The organism is Halomonas flagellata, from assembly GCF_022487945.1.
Lineage (GTDB): Bacteria > Pseudomonadota > Gammaproteobacteria > Pseudomonadales > Halomonadaceae > Halomonas > Halomonas flagellata.
Genome location: NZ_JAKVPY010000015.1, coordinates 17418 through 34169 on the forward strand (window position 1 = coordinate 17418; position 16752 = coordinate 34169).

Genomic DNA, 16752 nt, shown 5'->3' on the forward strand with positions numbered 1-16752 from the left:
AGAGGGGGCATAGGACGATGGTCTAGCCGGCCAGGTATGGGACGATGGTCTAATCACGCAGGGCGCTATGACGTTGGTCTAATTCGGAAAGGATAGGACGATTGTCTAGGTTCTTTCCTGGATCATCACTTTGCTATCTTGAAGTCACCGTGGCCGTGACGGGCCTATGAACCTGCGGGGTGAGACAGCCGCCTAACGAGGACAGCCCCATGGTCGATGTCGATCTCTCTCAACCGCCCTTCACCTTCCTGGATGATGAAGGACGCGCGCGCGTTCGCAGTGGTATCGACCTGGCCTATTTCGATCGTGACGAGATCATTCTCGAGGCCGGCCAGCCCGGTGAGTTCGTCTTCATCATCCATAAGGGCGAGGTCGCGGAACTGGACACGACCCTTCCCGGTGCGCGCGAGCGCATCGGCCACTACACCCATGGCGACCTGTTCGGTGCCATCAGCATCCTCAACGGCAAGAGCCGCTATCGCTTCCGCGCCGAGCAGGAGAGTCTCTGCTATCTGCTGCCGAAGGCCCTGTTCCTGCAGTTGTGCGACGACTATCCGGCCTTCGCCGAGTTCTTCCGCCAGACCCTGGCCCACAAGGCCCGCCTGTTGACCGAGCAGCGCGCCGAGGGGGGGGTGACCATGGCCGGCTTCATGCTGGCCAGGGTCAGCGAGTGCATGCGCCAGCCGCTCTGCGTGGGGCCGGCGTCGACCATCGCCGAGGCGGTGGCCACCCTGCATGACAGTCACGCCGATAGTCTGCTGGTCAACGGCGAGCAGGGGGCGGGCATGGTCACCAAGACCGACCTGCTCAACGCCCTGGTGCTGGAGGGGCGTGAGCAGGACAGCCCGGTGCAGGCGGTGGCCCACTTCGAGCTGGTGACGGTGACGCCGGACCAGTACCTGTTCGAGGTGCTGGTGGTGATGACTCGCCACAAGGTGGAGCGGGTGGTGGTCATGGAGCAGGACGCGCCCTGCGGCGTGGTCGAGCTGACCGACGTGCTCAGCTACTTCTCCAGCCGCAGCTACGTGGTCAGCCTGCAGGTGGCGCAGGCGGACAGCCTCGAGGCGCTGGCCGCGGCCAGCCGGCGTACCCCGGAGCTGGTGAGGGCGCTGATGGCCCAGGGAGTCAAGCTGCGCTTCGCCATGGGGCTGCTGGCGGCGCTGAACGGCCGCATCATGAACAAGGCCTGGGGCTTTCTGATCGACGAGCGCTACCACGGCGACAGCTGCCTGATGGTGATGGGCAGCGAGGGGCGCGGGGAACAGATTCTCAAGACCGATCAGGACAATGGCCTGATCCTGGCCGATGACCTCGACTGGCCCGACTGCGCCGAGCAGATGCAGCGACTCACCGACACCCTGATCGAGCTCGGCTATCCGCCCTGCCCGGGCAATATCATGGTTTCCAACCCGGAGTGGGTGGGCAGCGTGACCCAGTGGCGCGGCCGCATTGCCCGCTGGGCGGCGGGCCGCGACGGCGACAGCCTGATGAAGCTCGCCATCCTGCTCGACTCCCACGCGGTGGCAGGCAACCCGACCCTGCTCGAGCAGGTCCGCGAGGAGCTGTTCGAGCGCTGCTCCCGGGACGAGATCCTGCTCTCCTACTTTGCCCGCCCGGCATTGCGCTTCTCCACGCCGCTGACCCTGTTCGGCTCGTTGAAGAAGCCCCAGCACGGCATCGACATCAAGAAGGGCGGCATCTTCCCCATCGTCCACGGGGTGCGTGCCATGGCTCTGGAGCGCGGCATCCGCCTGACCTCGACGCTGGAGCGCCTCGACGCCCTGGCCGAGGACGGTCGCCTGGAGGCTCGTTTCGCCGAGGACCTGGGCGAGGCGCTGTCACTGTTCACCCAACTGCGCCTCGAGCAGCAGCTGGCGCGCCTGGACGGCGATGGCAGCAAGGGCGGGAAGCCCGATCGGGTGGTGGTGCAGGAACTCTCGTCGCTGGAGCGCGACCTGCTCCGCGAGGCGCTGCACATCGTCAAGGATTTCAAGCAGCGCCTGTCGCATCGCTTCCATCTGGAATACTCATGACGCGCGGCGCTCTTTCAGGGATCGACAACAACAACAGGAGGTCACTCCATGCTCAAGGTACTGCGCCGGGCCGCCGACCGGCGTCGCCAGGCCGACGGCTATTATGCCTGGTTGTTCCAGCCCTACACCGGCGACGAGCTGGTCGCCATCGATAGCGAGACCACCGGGCTCGATACCCGCAGTGCCGAACTGGTGTCGCTGGCGGCGGTGAAGATTCGCGGCGATCGGGTGCTGGCCAGCGAATCACTGGACCTGCGCCTGCAGCGGCCCGCGTCGCTGAGTGGCGACTCGATACGCATCCACGGCCTGCGTGGCATCGACCTGGAGGGTGGCGAAAGCATCGGGGCGGCACTGGGCCGCTTCCTTGACTTCATCGGCAACCGGCCGCTGGTGGGCTGGTGCCTGGATTTCGATCTGTCGATCATCAACCGGGAGTTGCGGCCGCGCTTCGGCTTCGACCTGCCCAATGCCGGCATCGACGTGGCGCATGCCTATGTCCGTCAGCTACGCCGCAGCCATCCCGAGGTCGAGCCGGGCCTGCGCTTCGAGCAGGTGGCCGGCGCCCTGGGAGTGCCGGTGATGGGACGCCACACCGCCCTGGGCGATGCCGTGACCACGGCGCTGATGTATCTGCGCCTGGAGCGAGGCGCCATGCTGGCGAAGCGGAGCTCGTGAGCCCCTCGTCTCGAGGGGCAGCCACGGCATGGGCATCCTCCGGGCCGTCGACGCCGTACCGTCGCCAGGCGGCGGCGGTGGTGGTAGGATAGGCACCCGTGATTTCCAGCCGCTCTGGCAGCGCCCCGACCATGCAAGACGCCGTGATCTTCGACCCCAACCCTGCCGATGCTCCCGCCACAGCAGGCGACGCCACCACCCTCGATGCCAGGGGCAAGCGCGAGTTCAACAAGCTGCAGAAGCGCCTGCGACGCCAGGTGGGCAATGCCATCATCGACTACGAGATGATCGGCGAGGGCGACCGGGTGATGGTCTGCCTGAGCGGCGGCAAGGACAGCTACACCATGCTCGAGATCCTGCGCAGCCTGCAGCGCAATGCTCCGGTGCGCTTCTCGCTGGTGGCGGTCAACCTCGACCAGAAGCAGCCCGGTTTCCCCGAGCAGGTGTTGCCCGAGTACCTGGATGGCATCGGGGTGGAGTACCACATCCTCGAGCGCGACACCTACTCGGTGGTCAAGGAGAAGACCCCCGAGGGCAAGACCACCTGTGCGCTCTGTTCGCGGCTGCGTCGCGGCTCGCTCTACGGCTTCGCCGAGGAGATCGGTGCCACCAAGATCGCCCTGGGCCACCATCGCGAGGACATCCTCGAGACGCTGTTCCTCAACCTCTTCTTCGGCGGCAGCCTCAAGGCGATGCCGCCCAAGCTGCTCTCCGACGACGGCCGGAACATCGTCATCCGTCCGCTGGCCTATTGCCGGGAGGCGGACATCGCCGAGTTCGCGCGGCTGATGGACTTCCCGATCATCCCCTGCAATCTCTGCGGTTCCCAGCCCAACCTGCAGCGCCAGGTGGTCAAGGAGATGCTCGCCGAATGGGAGGCCAGGCACCCCGGCCGGCTCGAGAGCATGTTCAAGGCGGTGACCAACGTGGCGCCCTCGCAGTTGGCCGACCGCAAGCTTTTCGACTTCGCCGGCCTGGAGGAGAAGCAGGCCCGGCGGCAGGCCGACCGCATCGATATCCGCCAAGAGTCATAAGCTGGAAGAGCGGCGCTTCGCGCCTGGAAGCTTAAAGAAAAAACCTTGACGCCAGGGCTGGTGGCAACATGCTGATTTCCAGCTTCCAGCTTCCAGCTTCCAGCTTCCAGCTTCCAGCTTCCAGCTTCCAGCTTCCAGCTTCCAGCTTCCAGCTTCCAGCTTCCAGCTTCCAGCTTCCAGCTTCCAGCTTCCAGCTTCCAGCTGGCGCGCAGCGCCTCAGCGCGCGCCTTCCTCCTCGGCGACCTGTGCCAGGGCCGCCAGGTCGAGGATGTTGACCTCGCGGCCGGAGACGGCCACCAGCCCCTGCGTCTGGAAGCGGCCGAGGATGCGACTCACCGTCTCCACCGCCAGCCCCAGGTAGTTGCCGATATCGGCCCGGGACATGGAGAGGCGGAAGCTGTAGGGCGAGTAGCCGCGGCGGCGGAAGCGGTCGGAGAGGCCGGCGAAGAAGGTCGCCAGGCGCTGGTCGGCGGTCTTGCGGGACAGCAGCCGCATCATGCGGCGGTCGTCGCGCATCTCCTTGCTCATGCTGCGGTAGAGCTGGGTGCGCAGCTCCGGCAGCTCCTCGGAGAGGGCGTCGAGGCGGTCGAAGGGAATCTCGCAGACGGTGGTGGTCTCGAGCGCCACCACCGTGCCGGGATAGCGCGCCTCGTCGATGCCATCGAGGCCCACCAGCTCGCTGGGCAGGTAGAAGTTGGTCAACTGGTCCTCGCCGCAGCCCTCGGTGGTGACCTGCTTGAGGCTGCCCGAGCGCACGGCGTAGATGCTGGTGAAGGCGCTGTCCTGGCGGAACAGCGCCTCGCCCTTCTTCAGGGGAGCGCGGCGCCGGATGATGGCGTCGAACTGGTCCATGTCCTGGAGCTCGAGTGCCAGCGGCAGGCAGAGCGAGCTGAGGCTGCAGGTCTGGCAGCGGGTCTCGTGCAGCAGGGAACGCCGCCTGCCGGTCGCGGTATCAGGCATGCTCTCCTCCATGATGGTGACTCTGCCACCATTATGGGGGATTCGTCCGGGCCGGCATAGCATCCCTTTGGAGGTAGCCTCCGGCCATCGGAGGTAGTCCCTCACCGGAGGCGTGAGCGGGGCGAGGCCGGCTGGTCCGGGAGCTGGGGGTCGAAGGCCATGGCGAGGTGCCGGAGCAGCAGCCGGCCGATCGGCGTGACGACGAGCCGGGGGCCGGCACGCTCCACCAGGCCATCGCGCTCGGCTCCTTCCAGCCGGGCCAGGACATCGGCCAGCCGGGCCTCGGCATCGACCCCGAAGGCCTGGCCCAGCGCCTCGAGATCGAGGGACAGGTCGCATATCAGGCGCTCGCTGGCGTGCCGCCGCAGGCAGTCGTCGAATGTCAGGCGCCGTCCGCGGTCGGTGGCCAGGCGGCCGGCATCCAGCGCCGCCTCATAGGCGGCGAGCCCCACGGGGTTCCGGGCGTAGGCGTCATCGACCCGGCTGATCGCCGAGACGCCGAGCCCCACCAGGTCGCACCGGGCGTGGCTGGAGTAGCCCCGGACGTCGTGCGTGAGGCTACCCTGGCGCTGGGCCTTTGCCAGGCTGTCGTCGGGGCGGGCGAAGTGGTCCATGCCGATGTGCACATAGCCCGCCGCGGTCAGCATCTCGAGGGTGGTATGCAGCATCGCCAGCGTCTCCTCGGGCCCGGGCAGGTCCTCGGCGTGGATGCGGCGCTGGGGCGTGAAGCGTTCGGGCAGGTGAGCATAGTGGAACACCGACAGCCGGGCCGGGGCCATGGCGATCACCTGCGCCAGGGTCTCGGCGAAACTGTCGCGGGTCTGCAGCGGCAGGCCATAGATCAGGTCGAGGTTGAGCGAGCGGAAGCCGAGGCGGTCGGCTTCGTCGATCAGCGACTCGGTGAGTACCCGGGGCTGGACCCGGTTGATCGCCTGCTGCACCCTGAGGTCCAGGTCCTGGACGCCGAGGCTCAGGCGGTTGAAGCCGAGTGCCTGCAGATGGCGCAGGGTGAGGACATTGGCCTCCCGGGGGTCGATCTCGATGGCGTAGTCACGCTCCCTCGAGCCCGAGAGCCCGAAACGGGCATCGAGGCGATCGATCAGGTCGCTCATCTGGTCGAGGGTGAGGAAGGTCGGGGTGCCGCCGCCCCAGTGCAGCTGCTGGACCTCCCGGGCGGCGTCGAGATGGCGGGAGGTGAGCACCATCTCCCGGTCGAGGCGCGACAGGTACGGCTCGGCCAGCCGCGTGTCCCCGGTGGCGATCTTGTTGCAGGCACAGTAGAAGCAGGCCTGGCGGCAGAAGGGCACATGGACATAGAGCGACAAGGCACGGCCCGCGTCGTTGCTGCGGGCGAGGGCCGCGGTGAAGTCGTCGGGCCCGAAGTCCTCCCGGAAGCCGAGGGCCGTGGGATGTGAGGTGGGGCGCGGGCCGCAGGCGTCGTAGCGGCGCAGCAGTACCGGGTCCCAGGCGAACTGGGCGGAACCCCCTGGGCCTTCGCGCGTCGCGTGAGCGGACATGACGGCACTCCGGATGATGGACATGCCTCGATGGTAGCGAGGGCGACCCCCGGCCGTGTTGAGCTGCGTCAAGCGGGAACGAGATCGTCGGGGGGTCAGGCGTGGCCGCCGGCGGGCAGCAGCATCCAGAGCTGCCACAGGGCGAAGGCGATGATCGACGCCGCGGCCAGGGTGCGGGTGGCGCGGTGGCGGATCAGGCTGCCGAGCTGGCGTGTCGCCAGGCCGGTGACCAGCAGGGCCGGCAGGGTACCCAGGCCGAAGGCGCCCATCAGCAGGGCGCCCTGGTGCGGGGCGGCGGTGGCCAGGCTCCAGGCGAGCATGGAGTAGACCAGCCCGCACGGCAACCAGCCCCAGACTGCCCCCAGCGCCACCGCCTGGGGAACCTTCACCACAGGCATCAGCCGCCGGCCCAGCGGCTCCAGGTGGCGCCACAGCCGCTTGCCGACGGCCTCCACCCTGAGCAGCCCCTTCCACCAGTCGGCGATATAGAGCGCCATCAGGATCAGCATCACCGCGGCCAGCCCCTGCAGCACCAGGCGGGCCGTGGGGGTGATGGCGACCAGGGTGCCGAGCCCGGCCACCAGCGCACCGGCGGTCATGTAGCTGGTGATGCGCCCCAGGTTGTAGCCGAGCAGCAATCCGGAGAGCCGTGTCGGGGAGCGCAGGCTGGGGGGCACGGCGAAGGTCAGCACACTCATGATGCCGCCGCACATGCCGATGCAGTGGGCGCCGCCGAGCAGGCCGAAGACGAAGGCCGCCAGCAGGGGCGGTAGACCCAGGCCGGTGGGATCCATCAGCGCGGCGGTTCCTCCCGGTCAGCGGGGGCGTCGTCGACCTCGCCACGCGACTGTCGCCGGCGCTGGCGCTCCTCGGGGGGGAGGTCGTTCTCGTCCTCGTCGAAGAGGATGCGATGGGCGGGGCCCTCGAGATCCTCGAACTGGTCATGCTTCACGGCCCAGAAGAAGGCCCAGACGGCGAGGCCGAGCAGGATCAGCGACAGCGGAATCAGCAGGTAGAGGATGCTCATGCGTTCACCAGCCGTGGGGTCGGAACGAAGGGCGCGGCGGCCGAGCGGAAGCGGTTGAGTCGCAGGGCATTGCCCACCACCACCAGCGAACTGGCCGACATGCCCAACGCGGCGACCCAGGGCGGCACGATGCCGATGGCCGCCAGCGGCAGTGCCGAGACGTTGTAGCACACCGACCAGATCATGTTCTGGCGCATGACCCGGCGGGTGGCCCGACTGATCTCGATGGCTTCGACGATACGCGCCAGCCGTGGGCTGAGCAAGACGGCGTCGGCACTGGTGCGGGCCAGGTCGGTGGCGCCGTTCATGGCGATGGCCACGTCGGCCCCGGCCAGCACCGGCACGTCGTTGATGCCATCGCCGACCATGGCCACCTTCTCGCCCCCGGCCTGCAGGGAGCGGATGCGCGCGAGCTTGTCCTCCGGGCTGGCCGAGGCCTGCCAGGTGACGATGCCGAGCCGCGCGGCGAGCCGGCCCACCGCCTCGGGAGTATCGCCGGAGAGCAACTCCACCTGCAGCCCCAGCGCCTGGAGGGCGGTGATGGTGTCGGCCGCATCCTCGCGCACATGATCCTGCAGCATGAACCAGGCGCGTGGCTCGCCCGCCTCGGCGAGCAGCAGCCACTGCCCCTCGCCCGGCGGGCTCGGCGGCTGTGCCGGCGCGGCGAAATCGGGTTTGCCCAGGCGCCAGGGGCGTCCCTCGATCTCGCCCTCCAGGCCCTGGCCGGTGCGGCTGACCGGGTTCCGGGCGCGCACCGTGGCGTCGCGGTGTGGATGGAAGGCGCGGGCGATGGGGTGCTCCGAGCTCGCCTCGAGGGCCGCGGCCAGCACCCGGGCGCGTGCCTCGTCGAGGTCGCCGAGCGGGCGGGTCTCCACCAGTGCCATGCGCCCTGTGGTCAGGGTGCCGGTCTTGTCGAGGATCACCCTGTCGAGCCGGGAGAGCGCCTCGATGGCGTTGGCGCGGGTCACCAGCACGCCGCGGCGGCGCAGCTGGCCGTGGCCGGCGGTCAGCGCCGTGGGGGTGGCGAGCGCCAGGGCGCAGGGGCAGGTCACCACCAGCACCGAGAGGGTGACCCAGAGCATCCGCGAGGGGTCGATGAACCACCAGGCAGTGGAGACACAGGCGGTCACCAGCAGCAGACGCAGCACGAAGAGGTGCGACATGCGGGCAGCCATCCGGGCCAGTCGCGGACGGCTGGCGAAGGCGCGGTCGGTGAGGTCGACGATGCCGGCGACCCGGGCCTCGCGCCCGGCGTGGGTGACGCGCACCACCAGCGGGCTCTCGACGTTCTGGCTGCCGCCGGTGACGGTCTCCCCCGGGCGGCGCGCCACCGGCAGGTACTCGCCGGTGAGCATCGATTCGTCGAGGCTCGACTCGCCATCCTCGATCACCCCGTCGGCGGGCACGCCGTGGCCGGGCTTGACCAGTACCCGGTCGCCGGGGGCGAGTTCGCTGGCCGGCAGGATGCGCTCCTCGCCCTCGTCGGTGAGGCGGATCGCCGAGAGCGGCAGGACGCCGGTCATGGCATTGCCGCTGTGACCGCTGCGGCGCCGGGCGCGGGCCTCCACGTAGCGACCGAAGAGCAGGAAGCAGGTGAACATGGTTACCGAGTCGAAGTAGACCTCGCCGGTGCCGGAGAGCACCGCATAGCCGCTGGCGAGGTAGGCGCCGCCGATGGCGAGCGACACCGGCACGTCCATGCCCAGTACCCGGGTGCGCAGGTCGCGCACGGCATTGCGGAAGAAGGGCAGGGCCGAGAAGAACACCACCGGGGTGGCCAGGGCGAAGGAGAGCCAGTGGAAGAGGGCGAGGAAGTCGTCGCTGATCTCACCGGGCGCGGACACATAGATGGGGATGGAGAACATCATTACCTGGGCCATGCCCACGGCGGCGACGATCAGTCGGCGCACGTTCATGCGCTCCTCCCGCTGCAGGCGGCTCTGGGCCTCGTCGGGCTCGTAGGGCTGGGCCTGGTAGCCGATCGCCGCCATCTCGGCGAGGATCCGCGACAGCTTGACCCGCTGCGGGTCCCAGCTCACCCGCACCCGGTGGTGGGTCAGGTTGACGGCGCTGGAGTCGATGCCCTCCAGGGCGTTGAGCCGGTGCTCGATCAGCCAGGCACAGGCGGCACAGGTGATGCCGTCCACCGCGAGGGTGGCATGGACGCCTCCGCCATCGGCCTCGGGGTGGACGAACTGTCGCTGGAGGCCGGCGTCGTCGAACACCGCCCAGGTCTCGGCCCTGACCGCCTGGCGGTCGTCGGGGCGCTCGGGCAGCTCGGTGCGGAAGCGGTAGTAGCTCGCGAGACCGCCGTCGACGATGGCATGGGCCACCGCCTCGCAGCCGGGGCAGCAGAGGGGCCGCGCCCGGTCGTCGAGGGTGATCGACCAGGGGGCTCCCTCGGGCACCTGGTTGCCGCAGTGGTAGCAGTCGTGGCCGGTAGCGGCGGTGGCTTCTACGGTCATGGGCGGGTCGGGGGCACGACGACGAGGCGGAAAGCGGTCATTCGGCCGCCGGGCGACCCGGGGTCAGGGCGATGCTCCCCTCGTCGGGGAAGCGTGCCTCGCCGACCAGCCGCCATTCCGGGCCCTCGCCGGCGGGCTGCAGCTGCAGGTACCAGCGATAGCGCAGGTTGTCCGGCGCCTGGGCCAGGTAGCGACCCTCGCGGACATGCTCGAGCACCAACTCCTGGTCGCGATCGGCCGCGGTGGGGAAGATCAACTTGAGCACCAGCCGCTCGGGGCGGGTGTCGCCCCCCAGGTCGAGCACCACGTCGCTGGTGAGGGGGTCGATGCGCAGTCGGGCCTCGAGGCCCAGGTCGGCGGCGCGCTGCTGCTTGGCCAGCACCATGTTGATGGCGCGGCCGTGCTCGTAGTAGTCCTCCTGCACCATGCCGTCGAAGGAGCGCACCGACAGTACCGCGAAGGTGGTGCTGACGGTGATCGCCGACAGCAGCAGGCCGATCAGGAACCAGGGCCAGAACTGCTTGTACCAGGGGGGCACGGGATGGGCTTGCACGGTTATCTCCGGATCTGTCCGATGAAGCGTGTGTCGCGCGTCAGGCGGATGCGGTCGTCGCCCTCGGCTGCGAGGTGCAGCTGGATATCGTGGCTCGGCAGCTCGATGACGTCCGGGGCGGCGGTGATGCTCGCCACGGCCTGGCGTGATGTGCCGGCGGGCACCCGGATACTGTCGGTATCCAGTTCGAGGCCGGGCAGGCCGCTGACCTCCAGGCGATAGACTCGGTCCTCGCGGTCGAGGTTGCGGATGGTCAGCGTGTAGGCATTGCTGACGCGCCCCTCGCGGGTCATCTGGAACAGCTGGTTGCGCTCGCGCTCGACCTCGAAGCCCAGCGGCATGCGCTCGGACAGTGCCCAGGCGAAGGCGCCGACCATCACCAGCAGCGCCGCCAGGTAGCCGAGCAGGCGCGGGCGCAGGATGCGACTCGGCCTGCCCTCCAGGGCGTTCTCGGTGGTGTAGCGGATCAGGCCCCGCGGGTAGCCCATCTTGTCCATCACGCTGTCGCAGGCATCGATGCAGGCCGCACAGGTGATGCACTCGTACTGCAGGCCCTCACGGATGTCGATGCCGGTGGGGCAGACCTGCACGCAGAGGTCGCAGTCGATGCAGTCGCCGTACCCCGCCTCGCGCGCCTCCTGGTGGCCGAGGCTCCGTTTGCGGGGGCCGCGGGGTTCGCCGCGGGCCTCGTCGTAGGAGACGATCAGGGTGTCGGCGTCGAACATCACCGACTGGAAGCGGGCGTAGGGGCACATGTAGATGCACACCTGTTCGCGCAGCCAGCCGGCGTTGAGATAGGTGAAGACCAGGAAGAAGCCGACCCAGAAGTAGGACCAGCCATGGGCCTGCAGCGTCGGCAGTTCTACCACCAGGTCGCGGATCGGCGTGAAGTAGCCGACGAAGGTGACGCCGGTGGCCAGGGCGATGGCCAGCCAGACGGCGTGCTTGGTCCCCTTGCGCCAGGCCTTGTCGAGGGTCATCGCTGCCCTGTCGAGCTTGATGCGCCGGTTGCGCGGCCCCTCCAGGCGATGCTCGAACCAGATGTACAGGAAGGTCCAGACGCTCTGGGGACAGGTGTAACCGCACCAGACGCGGCCGGCGAAGACGGTGATGAGGAACAGGCCGAAGGCGCAGATGATCAGCAGCCAGGAGAGCAGCATGAACTCCTGGGGGTAGAAGGTGGCGGCGAAGATATGGAATTCGCGCCCCGGCAGGTCGAACCAGACCGCCGGGCGATCTCCCCACTGCAGCCAGGGCAGGCCGAAGAAGAGCAGCATCAGCCCCCAGTTGGCACCGCGGCGGAGGCGCTGGAAGAGCCCCTTGATCTCGCGCACGTAGATGTGGCGCCGGCTGGCGTACATCTCCTGGGTGACGGTTTCCCCGGGCGCATGATGGCCGACCGGGGTCGGGGTGACGTCTGTCGTCGGTATCTTGTCGCTCATGGCAGGCTCACGGAGGGCTCGACGGGAGGAGGGCAGGAACGAGCGCGGTTCATTGTATCGGCCCCTCGACCCAACGAGACAGGGTGCGACCCGAGGCCGCACCCTGTCCGTCCAGTGCGGGCCGCCTCAGTCCTGGAGGCGCAGGCTGTAGACATAGGCGGCGACCAGGTGGACCCGCTCCTCGCCGATATAGGCCGCCTGGGCCGGCATGTGGCCGTTGCGGCCGTTGCGCAGGGTCTGGCGCACCGCATCGGCGACGCTCTGCCCCGGGGCCCGGTAGAGCCAGGTGTCGTTGGTCAGGTTGGGCGCCCCCAGGGCCTGGTTGCCGGTGCCGTCGGGCGTGTGGCAGGCGGCACAGACCGAGGTGAAGAGCGCGGCGCCCTGCTCGGCGCGCTCGGCATCGTGCTCCAGTCCCGAGAGTGACAGCACATGCTGGGTGAGGTTCTCGATGTTGTTCTCGCCCAGTTGCTGCCAGGACGGCATCAGGCCGTTGCGGCCATTGGTCAGGGTCGTCACGATCTGCTCCGGTTCCCCGCCGTAGAGCCAGTCGTCGTCGGTCAGGTTGGGGAAGCCGTAGCCACCCCGGGCATTGGAGCCGTGACACACCGCGCAGTTGTTCAGGAAGATGCGCTCGGCCACCTGCATCGCCTCGGCGTCTTCGGCCAGTTCGGGAATCGGCACCTCCTCGTACTGGGCGAAGATCGGCGTGAAGCGCTCCTCGGCACGCGCCACCTCCTCTTCCCACTGGCCTTCCTGGGTCCAGCCCAGGACGCCGGCGAAGTTGCCCAGCCCCGGGTAGAGCAGCAGGTAGCCCAGCGCGAAGATCACGGTGCCGACATAGAGCTGGAACCACCAGCGCGGCAGCGGGTTGTCGTACTCCTCGATGCCGTCGGCGGCGTGGCCGGTGGTCTCGATGTTGCCCTCGGCGTCGGGGGCCTTGTCGGTGCGGCGGTTGGCGTAGAGCAGCCAGAAGGCCAGCCCGATGGAGCCCAGCGTGATGACGATGATCCAGGCGCTCCAGAAGCCTGAAAGGGAGTCATCCCAAAGATTGTTCATGCGTTCCTGTCTCCCTTGTCTTCTCGGGAATCGGCCTCGTTCGTCCGCTCTTCCGGCGAGAGGCGCTTGTCACGGGTCGGTTGCTCATCATCGTCGGCGAAGGGCAGGTTGGCCGCCTCGTCGAAGTCCGGCTTGCGGCGCCTGGAGTAGGCCCAGGCGGTGATGCCGATGAAGGCCAGGATCAGCAGCCCGGTGATGATGCCGCGAAAGGTCCCGGTATCCATGTCAGCGCGTGCCCTCGAGCACGGTGCCCAACTGTTGCAGGTAGGCGACCAGGGCGGTGATCTCCTGCTGGCCACGCACTTCGCTGGTGGCGTTCTCGATCTGCTCGTCGGTGTAGGGAACGCCGAGGCTGCGCAGGGTCTCCATCTTGCGCGGCGTGGCGCGCCCGTCGAGGGTGTTCTCGAACAGCCAGGGGTAGGCCGGCATGATCGATTCCGGCACGACGTCACGCGGATTGTACATATGGGCGCGGTGCCAGTCGTCGCTGTAGCGGCCGCCGACGCGTGCCAGGTCCGGCCCGGTGCGCTTGGAGCCCCACAGGAAGTTGTGCTCGTAGACCGACTCGCCGGCCACGCTGTAGTGGCCGTAGCGCTCGGTCTCGGCGCGGAAGGGGCGGATCATCTGCGAGTGGCAGCCGACGCAGCCCTCGCGGCGATAGATGTCACGCCCCTCCAGTTCCAGGGCGGAGAGCGGGCGCAGCCCCTCGACGGGTTCGGTCGTCTGCTTCTGGAAGAACAGCGGCACGACCTCGGCCAGGCCACCGAAACTGATCACCACCAGGACCAGTACGGCGAGCAGGCCGACGTTCTTTTCGACGATCTCGTGTCTCATTGGTGTCGGTTTCCCCGGTTGTCTCAGGCAGTCTGCGGAATCGGCTGGCGCACGGTATCACTGCGCTTGACGGTCATGGTGACGTTGTAGGCCATGATCAGCATGCCGAGTACCCAGCACAGGCCGCCGATCAGGCGTACGATGTAGCCAGGGCCGCTGGCCTCGACGGCCTCGACGAAGGTGTACATCAGGGTGCCGTCGGGGTTGATGGCGCGCCACATCAGGCCCTGCAGGATGCCGTTGACCCACATGGCGGCGATGTAGAGCACGGTGCCGATGGTCGCCAGCCAGAAGTGCACGGCGATCATGCCCACCGAGTACATCTCGGTGCGGCCGAACAGGCGCGGGATCAGGTGGTACAGGGAGCCGATGGTGATCATCGCCACCCAGCCGAGTGCCCCGGCGTGGACATGGCCGATGGTCCAGTCGGTGTAGTGGGAGAGGGCGTTGACGGTCTTGACCGCCATCATCGGGCCCTCGAAGGTGGACATGCCGTAGAAGGAGAGGGCGACCACCAGGAAGCGCAGGGTCGGATCGGTGCGCAGTTTGTGCCAGGCCCCGGAGAGGGTCATCATGCCGTTGATCATGCCGCCCCAGGAGGGGGCCAGCAGGATGATCGACATGATCATGCCCAGGGACTGGGCCCAGTTGGGCAGGGCGGTGTAGTGCAGGTGGTGCGGGCCGGCCCACATGTAGACCATGATCAGCGCCCAGAAGTGGACGATGGACAGGCGGTAGGAGTAGACGGGACGCTCGGCCTGCTTGGGCACGAAGTAGTACATCATCCCCAGGAAGCCGGCGGTCAGGAAGAAGCCCACCGCGTTGTGGCCGTACCACCACTGCACCATGGCGTCGATGGCCCCGGAGTAGAGGGAGATGGAGTACATCGCGGAGACGGGAATGGCCGCGCTGTTGACGATGTGCAGCACCGCCACGGTGAGGATGAAGGCGGCGAAGAACCAGTTGGCCACGTAGATGTGGGAGGTTCTGCGCAGCTTGATGGTGCCGAGGAAGACGATGGCATAGCTGATCCACACCACCGCGATCAGGATGTCGATCGGCCACTCCAGCTCGGCGTACTCCTTGACCTCGGTGTAGCCCATGGGCAGGGTCACCACGGCCGCCAGGATCACCGCCTGCCAACCCCAGAAGGTGAAGGCCGCCAGCTTGTCCGAGAACAATCGCGTCTGGCAGGTGCGCTGCACCACGTAGTAGGAGGTGGCGAACAGCGCCGAGCCGCCGAAGGCGAAGATCACGGCGTTGGTGTGGAGGGGGCGCAGGCGGCCGAAGCTCGTCCACGGCAGCCCCAGGTTGAGTTGCGGCCATACTAGCTGTGCGGCGAGGATGACACCGAGGGTCATGCCCACGATGCCCCACACCACCGTCATGATCGCGAACTGCCGAACTACCTTGTAGTTGTAGGTCGGGTGTTCAAGTGCTGTGCTCATGTCAGGTTCCCATCGAATGCGGTATTGGGTTGCCCCGCGGCATTCTGCCCCGGGTCGGCCTCCCGCAGGATGATGCAGGTCAATATCCAGCCGGGATTCTAGCGCAGGCCCGCATCAACCTGAACACGCCGAAGTGCTAATTCATGAACTCGAGAGGCCGCCGAGTGTCGGAATATTTCTGTCAAGTCGAAGCCGTGATCTCCCCGCGTCGGCTCCGCGACCACCTGCTGTCGGGGGGGCGGGGCAGCTGGCTGGTCGAGGGGCTCGGACCCCTCGAGGTCCGTGGACAGGCCCGTCACGGACGCCTGCTGATCGCCCACGGGGCGGGGGCCGGGCAGGACTCGTCCCTGATGGTGAAGCTGCGCGAGGCGCTGGCCGAGGTGGGTGTCCAGACCCTGGCCATCGAGTTCGGTTACATGCAGCAGATGCGTCGCGAAGCGCGGCGTCGTCCCCCTCCCCGGATCGACCACCTGGTCGACGAGCTGGCCCGCTGGTGCGACACCGTGTCGCATCCGGAGCTCGCCCCCCTGTGGCTCGGTGGCAAGTCCATGGGCGGGCGGGCCGCCAGCCTGTTCGCCGCGCGCGACCAGGCGGTCGGGCTGGTGCTCTGCGGCTATCCCTTCCACCCGCCCCGTCGGCCGGGGAGCTGGCGTCTGGCTCACTGGCCACTGCTGGCCTGTCCGACCCTGGTGGTGCAGGGCAGTCGCGATCCCTTCGGAACCCGGGAGGAGCTGGCCGGTCATGCCCTGCCCGAGGTGGTGCGGGTGCACTGGCTCGAGGATGGCGATCACGACTGGCGGCCCAGGCGGGCATCGGGACGGGACCAGGGACAGCTGATTGCCGAGGCGGCCGGGGTGATCGCCGCCTTCATGGCCGCCCACTCATGACGCCTCCATGCCGCGGGCAACACGGGCAAGTCGATGATACGGTGGTGGTTATGAGGTGGGCGGCAGGGCGCCGTGGCGATACGAAAAGCGTTGACATCGGGCGGTGCCCCTGTAGAATGCAGCGCCACGTGACCGGGGTGGTTAGCTCAGCCGGGAGAGCACCAGCCTTACAAGCTGGGGGTCACAGGTTCGAACCCTGTACCACCCACCATGGCCTCGGCGATGGAGTGTCACGTAAGTAGGAAGCACGCAGCGGACCGGTAGTTCAGTCGGTTAGAATGCCGGCCTGTCACGCCGGAGGTCGCGGGTTCGAGTCCCGTCCGGTCCGCCATCGTCTTCCTGGCTGCACGTCATCTTGTGGACCGGTAGTTCAGTCGGTTAGAATGCCGGCCTGTCACGCCGGAGGTCGCGGGTTCGAGTCCCGTCCGGTCCGCCACGATGGCCAGGCAGTCGCAGCAAGCAGTTCGATGTTCGTGGGTGATTAGCTCAGTTGGTTAGAGCACCAGCCTCACATGCTGGGGGTCACTGGTTCGAGTCCGGTATCACCCACCATGCGGACCGGTAGTTCAGTCGGTTAGAATGCCGGCCTGTCACGCCGGAGGTCGCGGGTTCGAGTCCCGTCCGGTCCGCCATCACGAATTCCCGAACCCCGAGTCCCACGGCTCGGGGTTCTTGCGTGCCTGCCTGTTACCCATGCCCCGGTTCCGCCCGTCTTGCTGCCCGCCCGCCGCCTCGCCTATCTTGCCTTACGCCATCTGCCCCTTTGCCACGCCGGTGAGCGCTTTGCGCTTTGCGCTTTGCGGCTATCCATCATACAGTTG

At 67.9% G+C, this 16752-nt stretch carries 15 protein-coding genes and 5 tRNA genes; 9 read left to right on the top strand and 11 right to left on the bottom strand.

The window, feature by feature from the left end:
- Window positions 1–209 precede the first annotated feature (209 nt).
- From MKP05_RS13090 to ttcA, 3 genes are all read left to right on the top strand, one after another.
- The gene (locus MKP05_RS13090; protein WP_240568668.1) at window positions 210–2033 is read left to right on the top strand and encodes a DUF294 nucleotidyltransferase-like domain-containing protein; all 1824 of its coding nucleotides are present in this window, start codon (window positions 210–212) and stop codon (window positions 2031–2033) included.
- Between the two features lie 48 nt (window positions 2034–2081).
- Entirely contained in the window at window positions 2082–2708 is a 627-nt protein-coding gene (locus MKP05_RS13095; protein ID WP_110283243.1) for a 3'-5' exonuclease, read from the top strand.
- Between the two features lie 131 nt (window positions 2709–2839).
- Window positions 2840–3742: a tRNA 2-thiocytidine(32) synthetase TtcA gene (ttcA, locus tag MKP05_RS13100; RefSeq protein WP_240568754.1), complete on the top strand. Its 903-nt coding sequence runs from the start codon at window positions 2840–2842 to the stop codon at window positions 3740–3742.
- A 216-nt stretch (window positions 3743–3958) separates the two neighbouring features.
- On the opposite strand, the gene fnr is transcribed toward ttcA, so the two are convergent.
- From fnr to ccoN, 11 genes are all read right to left on the bottom strand, one after another.
- Window positions 3959–4702, bottom strand: a complete 744-nt coding sequence (gene fnr, locus MKP05_RS13105) for a fumarate/nitrate reduction transcriptional regulator Fnr (protein ID WP_240568669.1) — start codon at window positions 4700–4702, stop codon at window positions 3959–3961.
- Window positions 4703–4803: 101 nt separating this feature from the next.
- Window positions 4804–6219, bottom strand: coding sequence for an oxygen-independent coproporphyrinogen III oxidase (gene hemN / locus MKP05_RS13110; RefSeq protein WP_240568670.1), 1416 nt, complete (start codon window positions 6217–6219; stop codon window positions 4804–4806).
- A gap of 95 nt (window positions 6220–6314) precedes the next feature.
- Entirely contained in the window at window positions 6315–7013 is a 699-nt protein-coding gene (locus MKP05_RS13115) for a sulfite exporter TauE/SafE family protein (protein ID WP_240568671.1), read from the bottom strand.
- Window positions 7013–7246, bottom strand: a complete 234-nt coding sequence (gene ccoS, locus MKP05_RS13120; RefSeq protein WP_110283247.1) for a cbb3-type cytochrome oxidase assembly protein CcoS — start codon at window positions 7244–7246, stop codon at window positions 7013–7015. Before ccoS ends, MKP05_RS13115 begins: the two co-directional genes overlap by 1 nt.
- The gene (locus MKP05_RS13125; RefSeq protein WP_240568672.1) at window positions 7243–9711 is read right to left on the bottom strand and encodes a heavy metal translocating P-type ATPase; all 2469 of its coding nucleotides are present in this window, start codon (window positions 9709–9711) and stop codon (window positions 7243–7245) included. Before MKP05_RS13125 ends, ccoS begins: the two co-directional genes overlap by 4 nt.
- A 37-nt stretch (window positions 9712–9748) precedes the next feature.
- A complete protein-coding gene (locus tag MKP05_RS13130) occupies window positions 9749–10270 on the bottom strand; it encodes a FixH family protein (protein WP_439108992.1) in 522 nt (173 codons plus the stop codon).
- Window positions 10267–11706 carry a cytochrome c oxidase accessory protein CcoG gene (gene ccoG / locus MKP05_RS13135; protein WP_240568674.1) on the bottom strand — a complete coding sequence of 480 codons (1440 nt, stop codon included), beginning with the start codon at window positions 11704–11706 and terminating at the stop codon, window positions 10267–10269. The genes MKP05_RS13130 and ccoG overlap by 4 nt, the downstream gene beginning before the upstream one ends.
- Window positions 11707–11832: 126 nt before the next feature.
- Window positions 11833–12762 (bottom strand): cytochrome-c oxidase, cbb3-type subunit III, encoded by a 930-nt coding sequence (gene ccoP / locus MKP05_RS13140; RefSeq protein WP_240568675.1) that lies wholly within the window; start codon window positions 12760–12762, stop codon window positions 11833–11835.
- A complete protein-coding gene (locus MKP05_RS13145; protein WP_240568676.1) occupies window positions 12759–12986 on the bottom strand; it encodes a cbb3-type cytochrome oxidase subunit 3 in 228 nt (75 codons plus the stop codon). Before MKP05_RS13145 ends, ccoP begins: the two co-directional genes overlap by 4 nt.
- 1 nt (window position 12987) lies before the next feature.
- A complete protein-coding gene (ccoO, locus tag MKP05_RS13150) occupies window positions 12988–13596 on the bottom strand; it encodes a cytochrome-c oxidase, cbb3-type subunit II (protein ID WP_240568677.1) in 609 nt (202 codons plus the stop codon).
- A gap of 23 nt (window positions 13597–13619) precedes the next feature.
- On the bottom strand, window positions 13620–15044 hold the full coding sequence (ccoN, locus tag MKP05_RS13155) for a cytochrome-c oxidase, cbb3-type subunit I (protein WP_240568678.1): 1425 nt from the start codon (window positions 15042–15044) through the stop codon (window positions 13620–13622).
- A 194-nt stretch (window positions 15045–15238) separates the two neighbouring features.
- Between ccoN and MKP05_RS13160 the strand changes: the two genes are divergently transcribed.
- From MKP05_RS13160 to MKP05_RS13185, 6 genes are all read left to right on the top strand, one after another.
- On the top strand, window positions 15239–15931 hold the full coding sequence (locus tag MKP05_RS13160) for an alpha/beta family hydrolase (protein WP_240568680.1): 693 nt from the start codon (window positions 15239–15241) through the stop codon (window positions 15929–15931).
- A 135-nt stretch (window positions 15932–16066) separates the two neighbouring features.
- Window positions 16067–16142: transfer RNA gene (locus MKP05_RS13165), tRNA-Val, on the top strand.
- A gap of 43 nt (window positions 16143–16185) precedes the next feature.
- A tRNA-Asp gene (locus MKP05_RS13170) sits at window positions 16186–16262 on the top strand.
- 28 nt (window positions 16263–16290) lie between these two features.
- Window positions 16291–16367: transfer RNA gene (locus tag MKP05_RS13175), tRNA-Asp, on the top strand.
- Window positions 16368–16406: 39 nt separating this feature from the next.
- Window positions 16407–16483: transfer RNA gene (locus MKP05_RS13180), tRNA-Val, on the top strand.
- A gap of 3 nt (window positions 16484–16486) precedes the next feature.
- A tRNA-Asp gene (locus MKP05_RS13185) sits at window positions 16487–16563 on the top strand.
- Window positions 16564–16752 lie beyond the last annotated feature (189 nt).

What these genes read in the sequence shown, in the direction of transcription:
- MKP05_RS13090 (WP_240568668.1), top strand. Translation starts at nt 210, where the DNA reads ATGGTCGATGTCGATCTCTCTCAACCGCCCTTCACCTTCCTGGATGAT.
- MKP05_RS13095 (WP_110283243.1), top strand. Translation starts at nt 2,082, where the DNA reads ATGCTCAAGGTACTGCGCCGGGCCGCCGACCGGCGTCGCCAGGCCGAC.
- ttcA (WP_240568754.1), top strand. Translation starts at nt 2,840, where the DNA reads ATGCAAGACGCCGTGATCTTCGACCCCAACCCTGCCGATGCTCCCGCC.
- fnr (WP_240568669.1), bottom strand. Translation starts at nt 4,702, where the DNA reads ATGCCTGATACCGCGACCGGCAGGCGGCGTTCCCTGCTGCACGAGACC.
- hemN (WP_240568670.1), bottom strand. Translation starts at nt 6,219, where the DNA reads ATGTCCGCTCACGCGACGCGCGAAGGCCCAGGGGGTTCCGCCCAGTTC.
- MKP05_RS13115 (WP_240568671.1), bottom strand. Translation starts at nt 7,013, where the DNA reads ATGGATCCCACCGGCCTGGGTCTACCGCCCCTGCTGGCGGCCTTCGTC.
- ccoS (WP_110283247.1), bottom strand. Translation starts at nt 7,246, where the DNA reads ATGAGCATCCTCTACCTGCTGATTCCGCTGTCGCTGATCCTGCTCGGC.
- MKP05_RS13125 (WP_240568672.1), bottom strand. Translation starts at nt 9,711, where the DNA reads ATGACCGTAGAAGCCACCGCCGCTACCGGCCACGACTGCTACCACTGC.
- ccoG (WP_240568674.1), bottom strand. Translation starts at nt 11,706, where the DNA reads ATGAGCGACAAGATACCGACGACAGACGTCACCCCGACCCCGGTCGGC.
- ccoP (WP_240568675.1), bottom strand. Translation starts at nt 12,762, where the DNA reads ATGAACAATCTTTGGGATGACTCCCTTTCAGGCTTCTGGAGCGCCTGG.
- MKP05_RS13145 (WP_240568676.1), bottom strand. Translation starts at nt 12,986, where the DNA reads ATGGATACCGGGACCTTTCGCGGCATCATCACCGGGCTGCTGATCCTG.
- ccoO (WP_240568677.1), bottom strand. Translation starts at nt 13,596, where the DNA reads ATGAGACACGAGATCGTCGAAAAGAACGTCGGCCTGCTCGCCGTACTG.
- ccoN (WP_240568678.1), bottom strand. Translation starts at nt 15,044, where the DNA reads ATGAGCACAGCACTTGAACACCCGACCTACAACTACAAGGTAGTTCGG.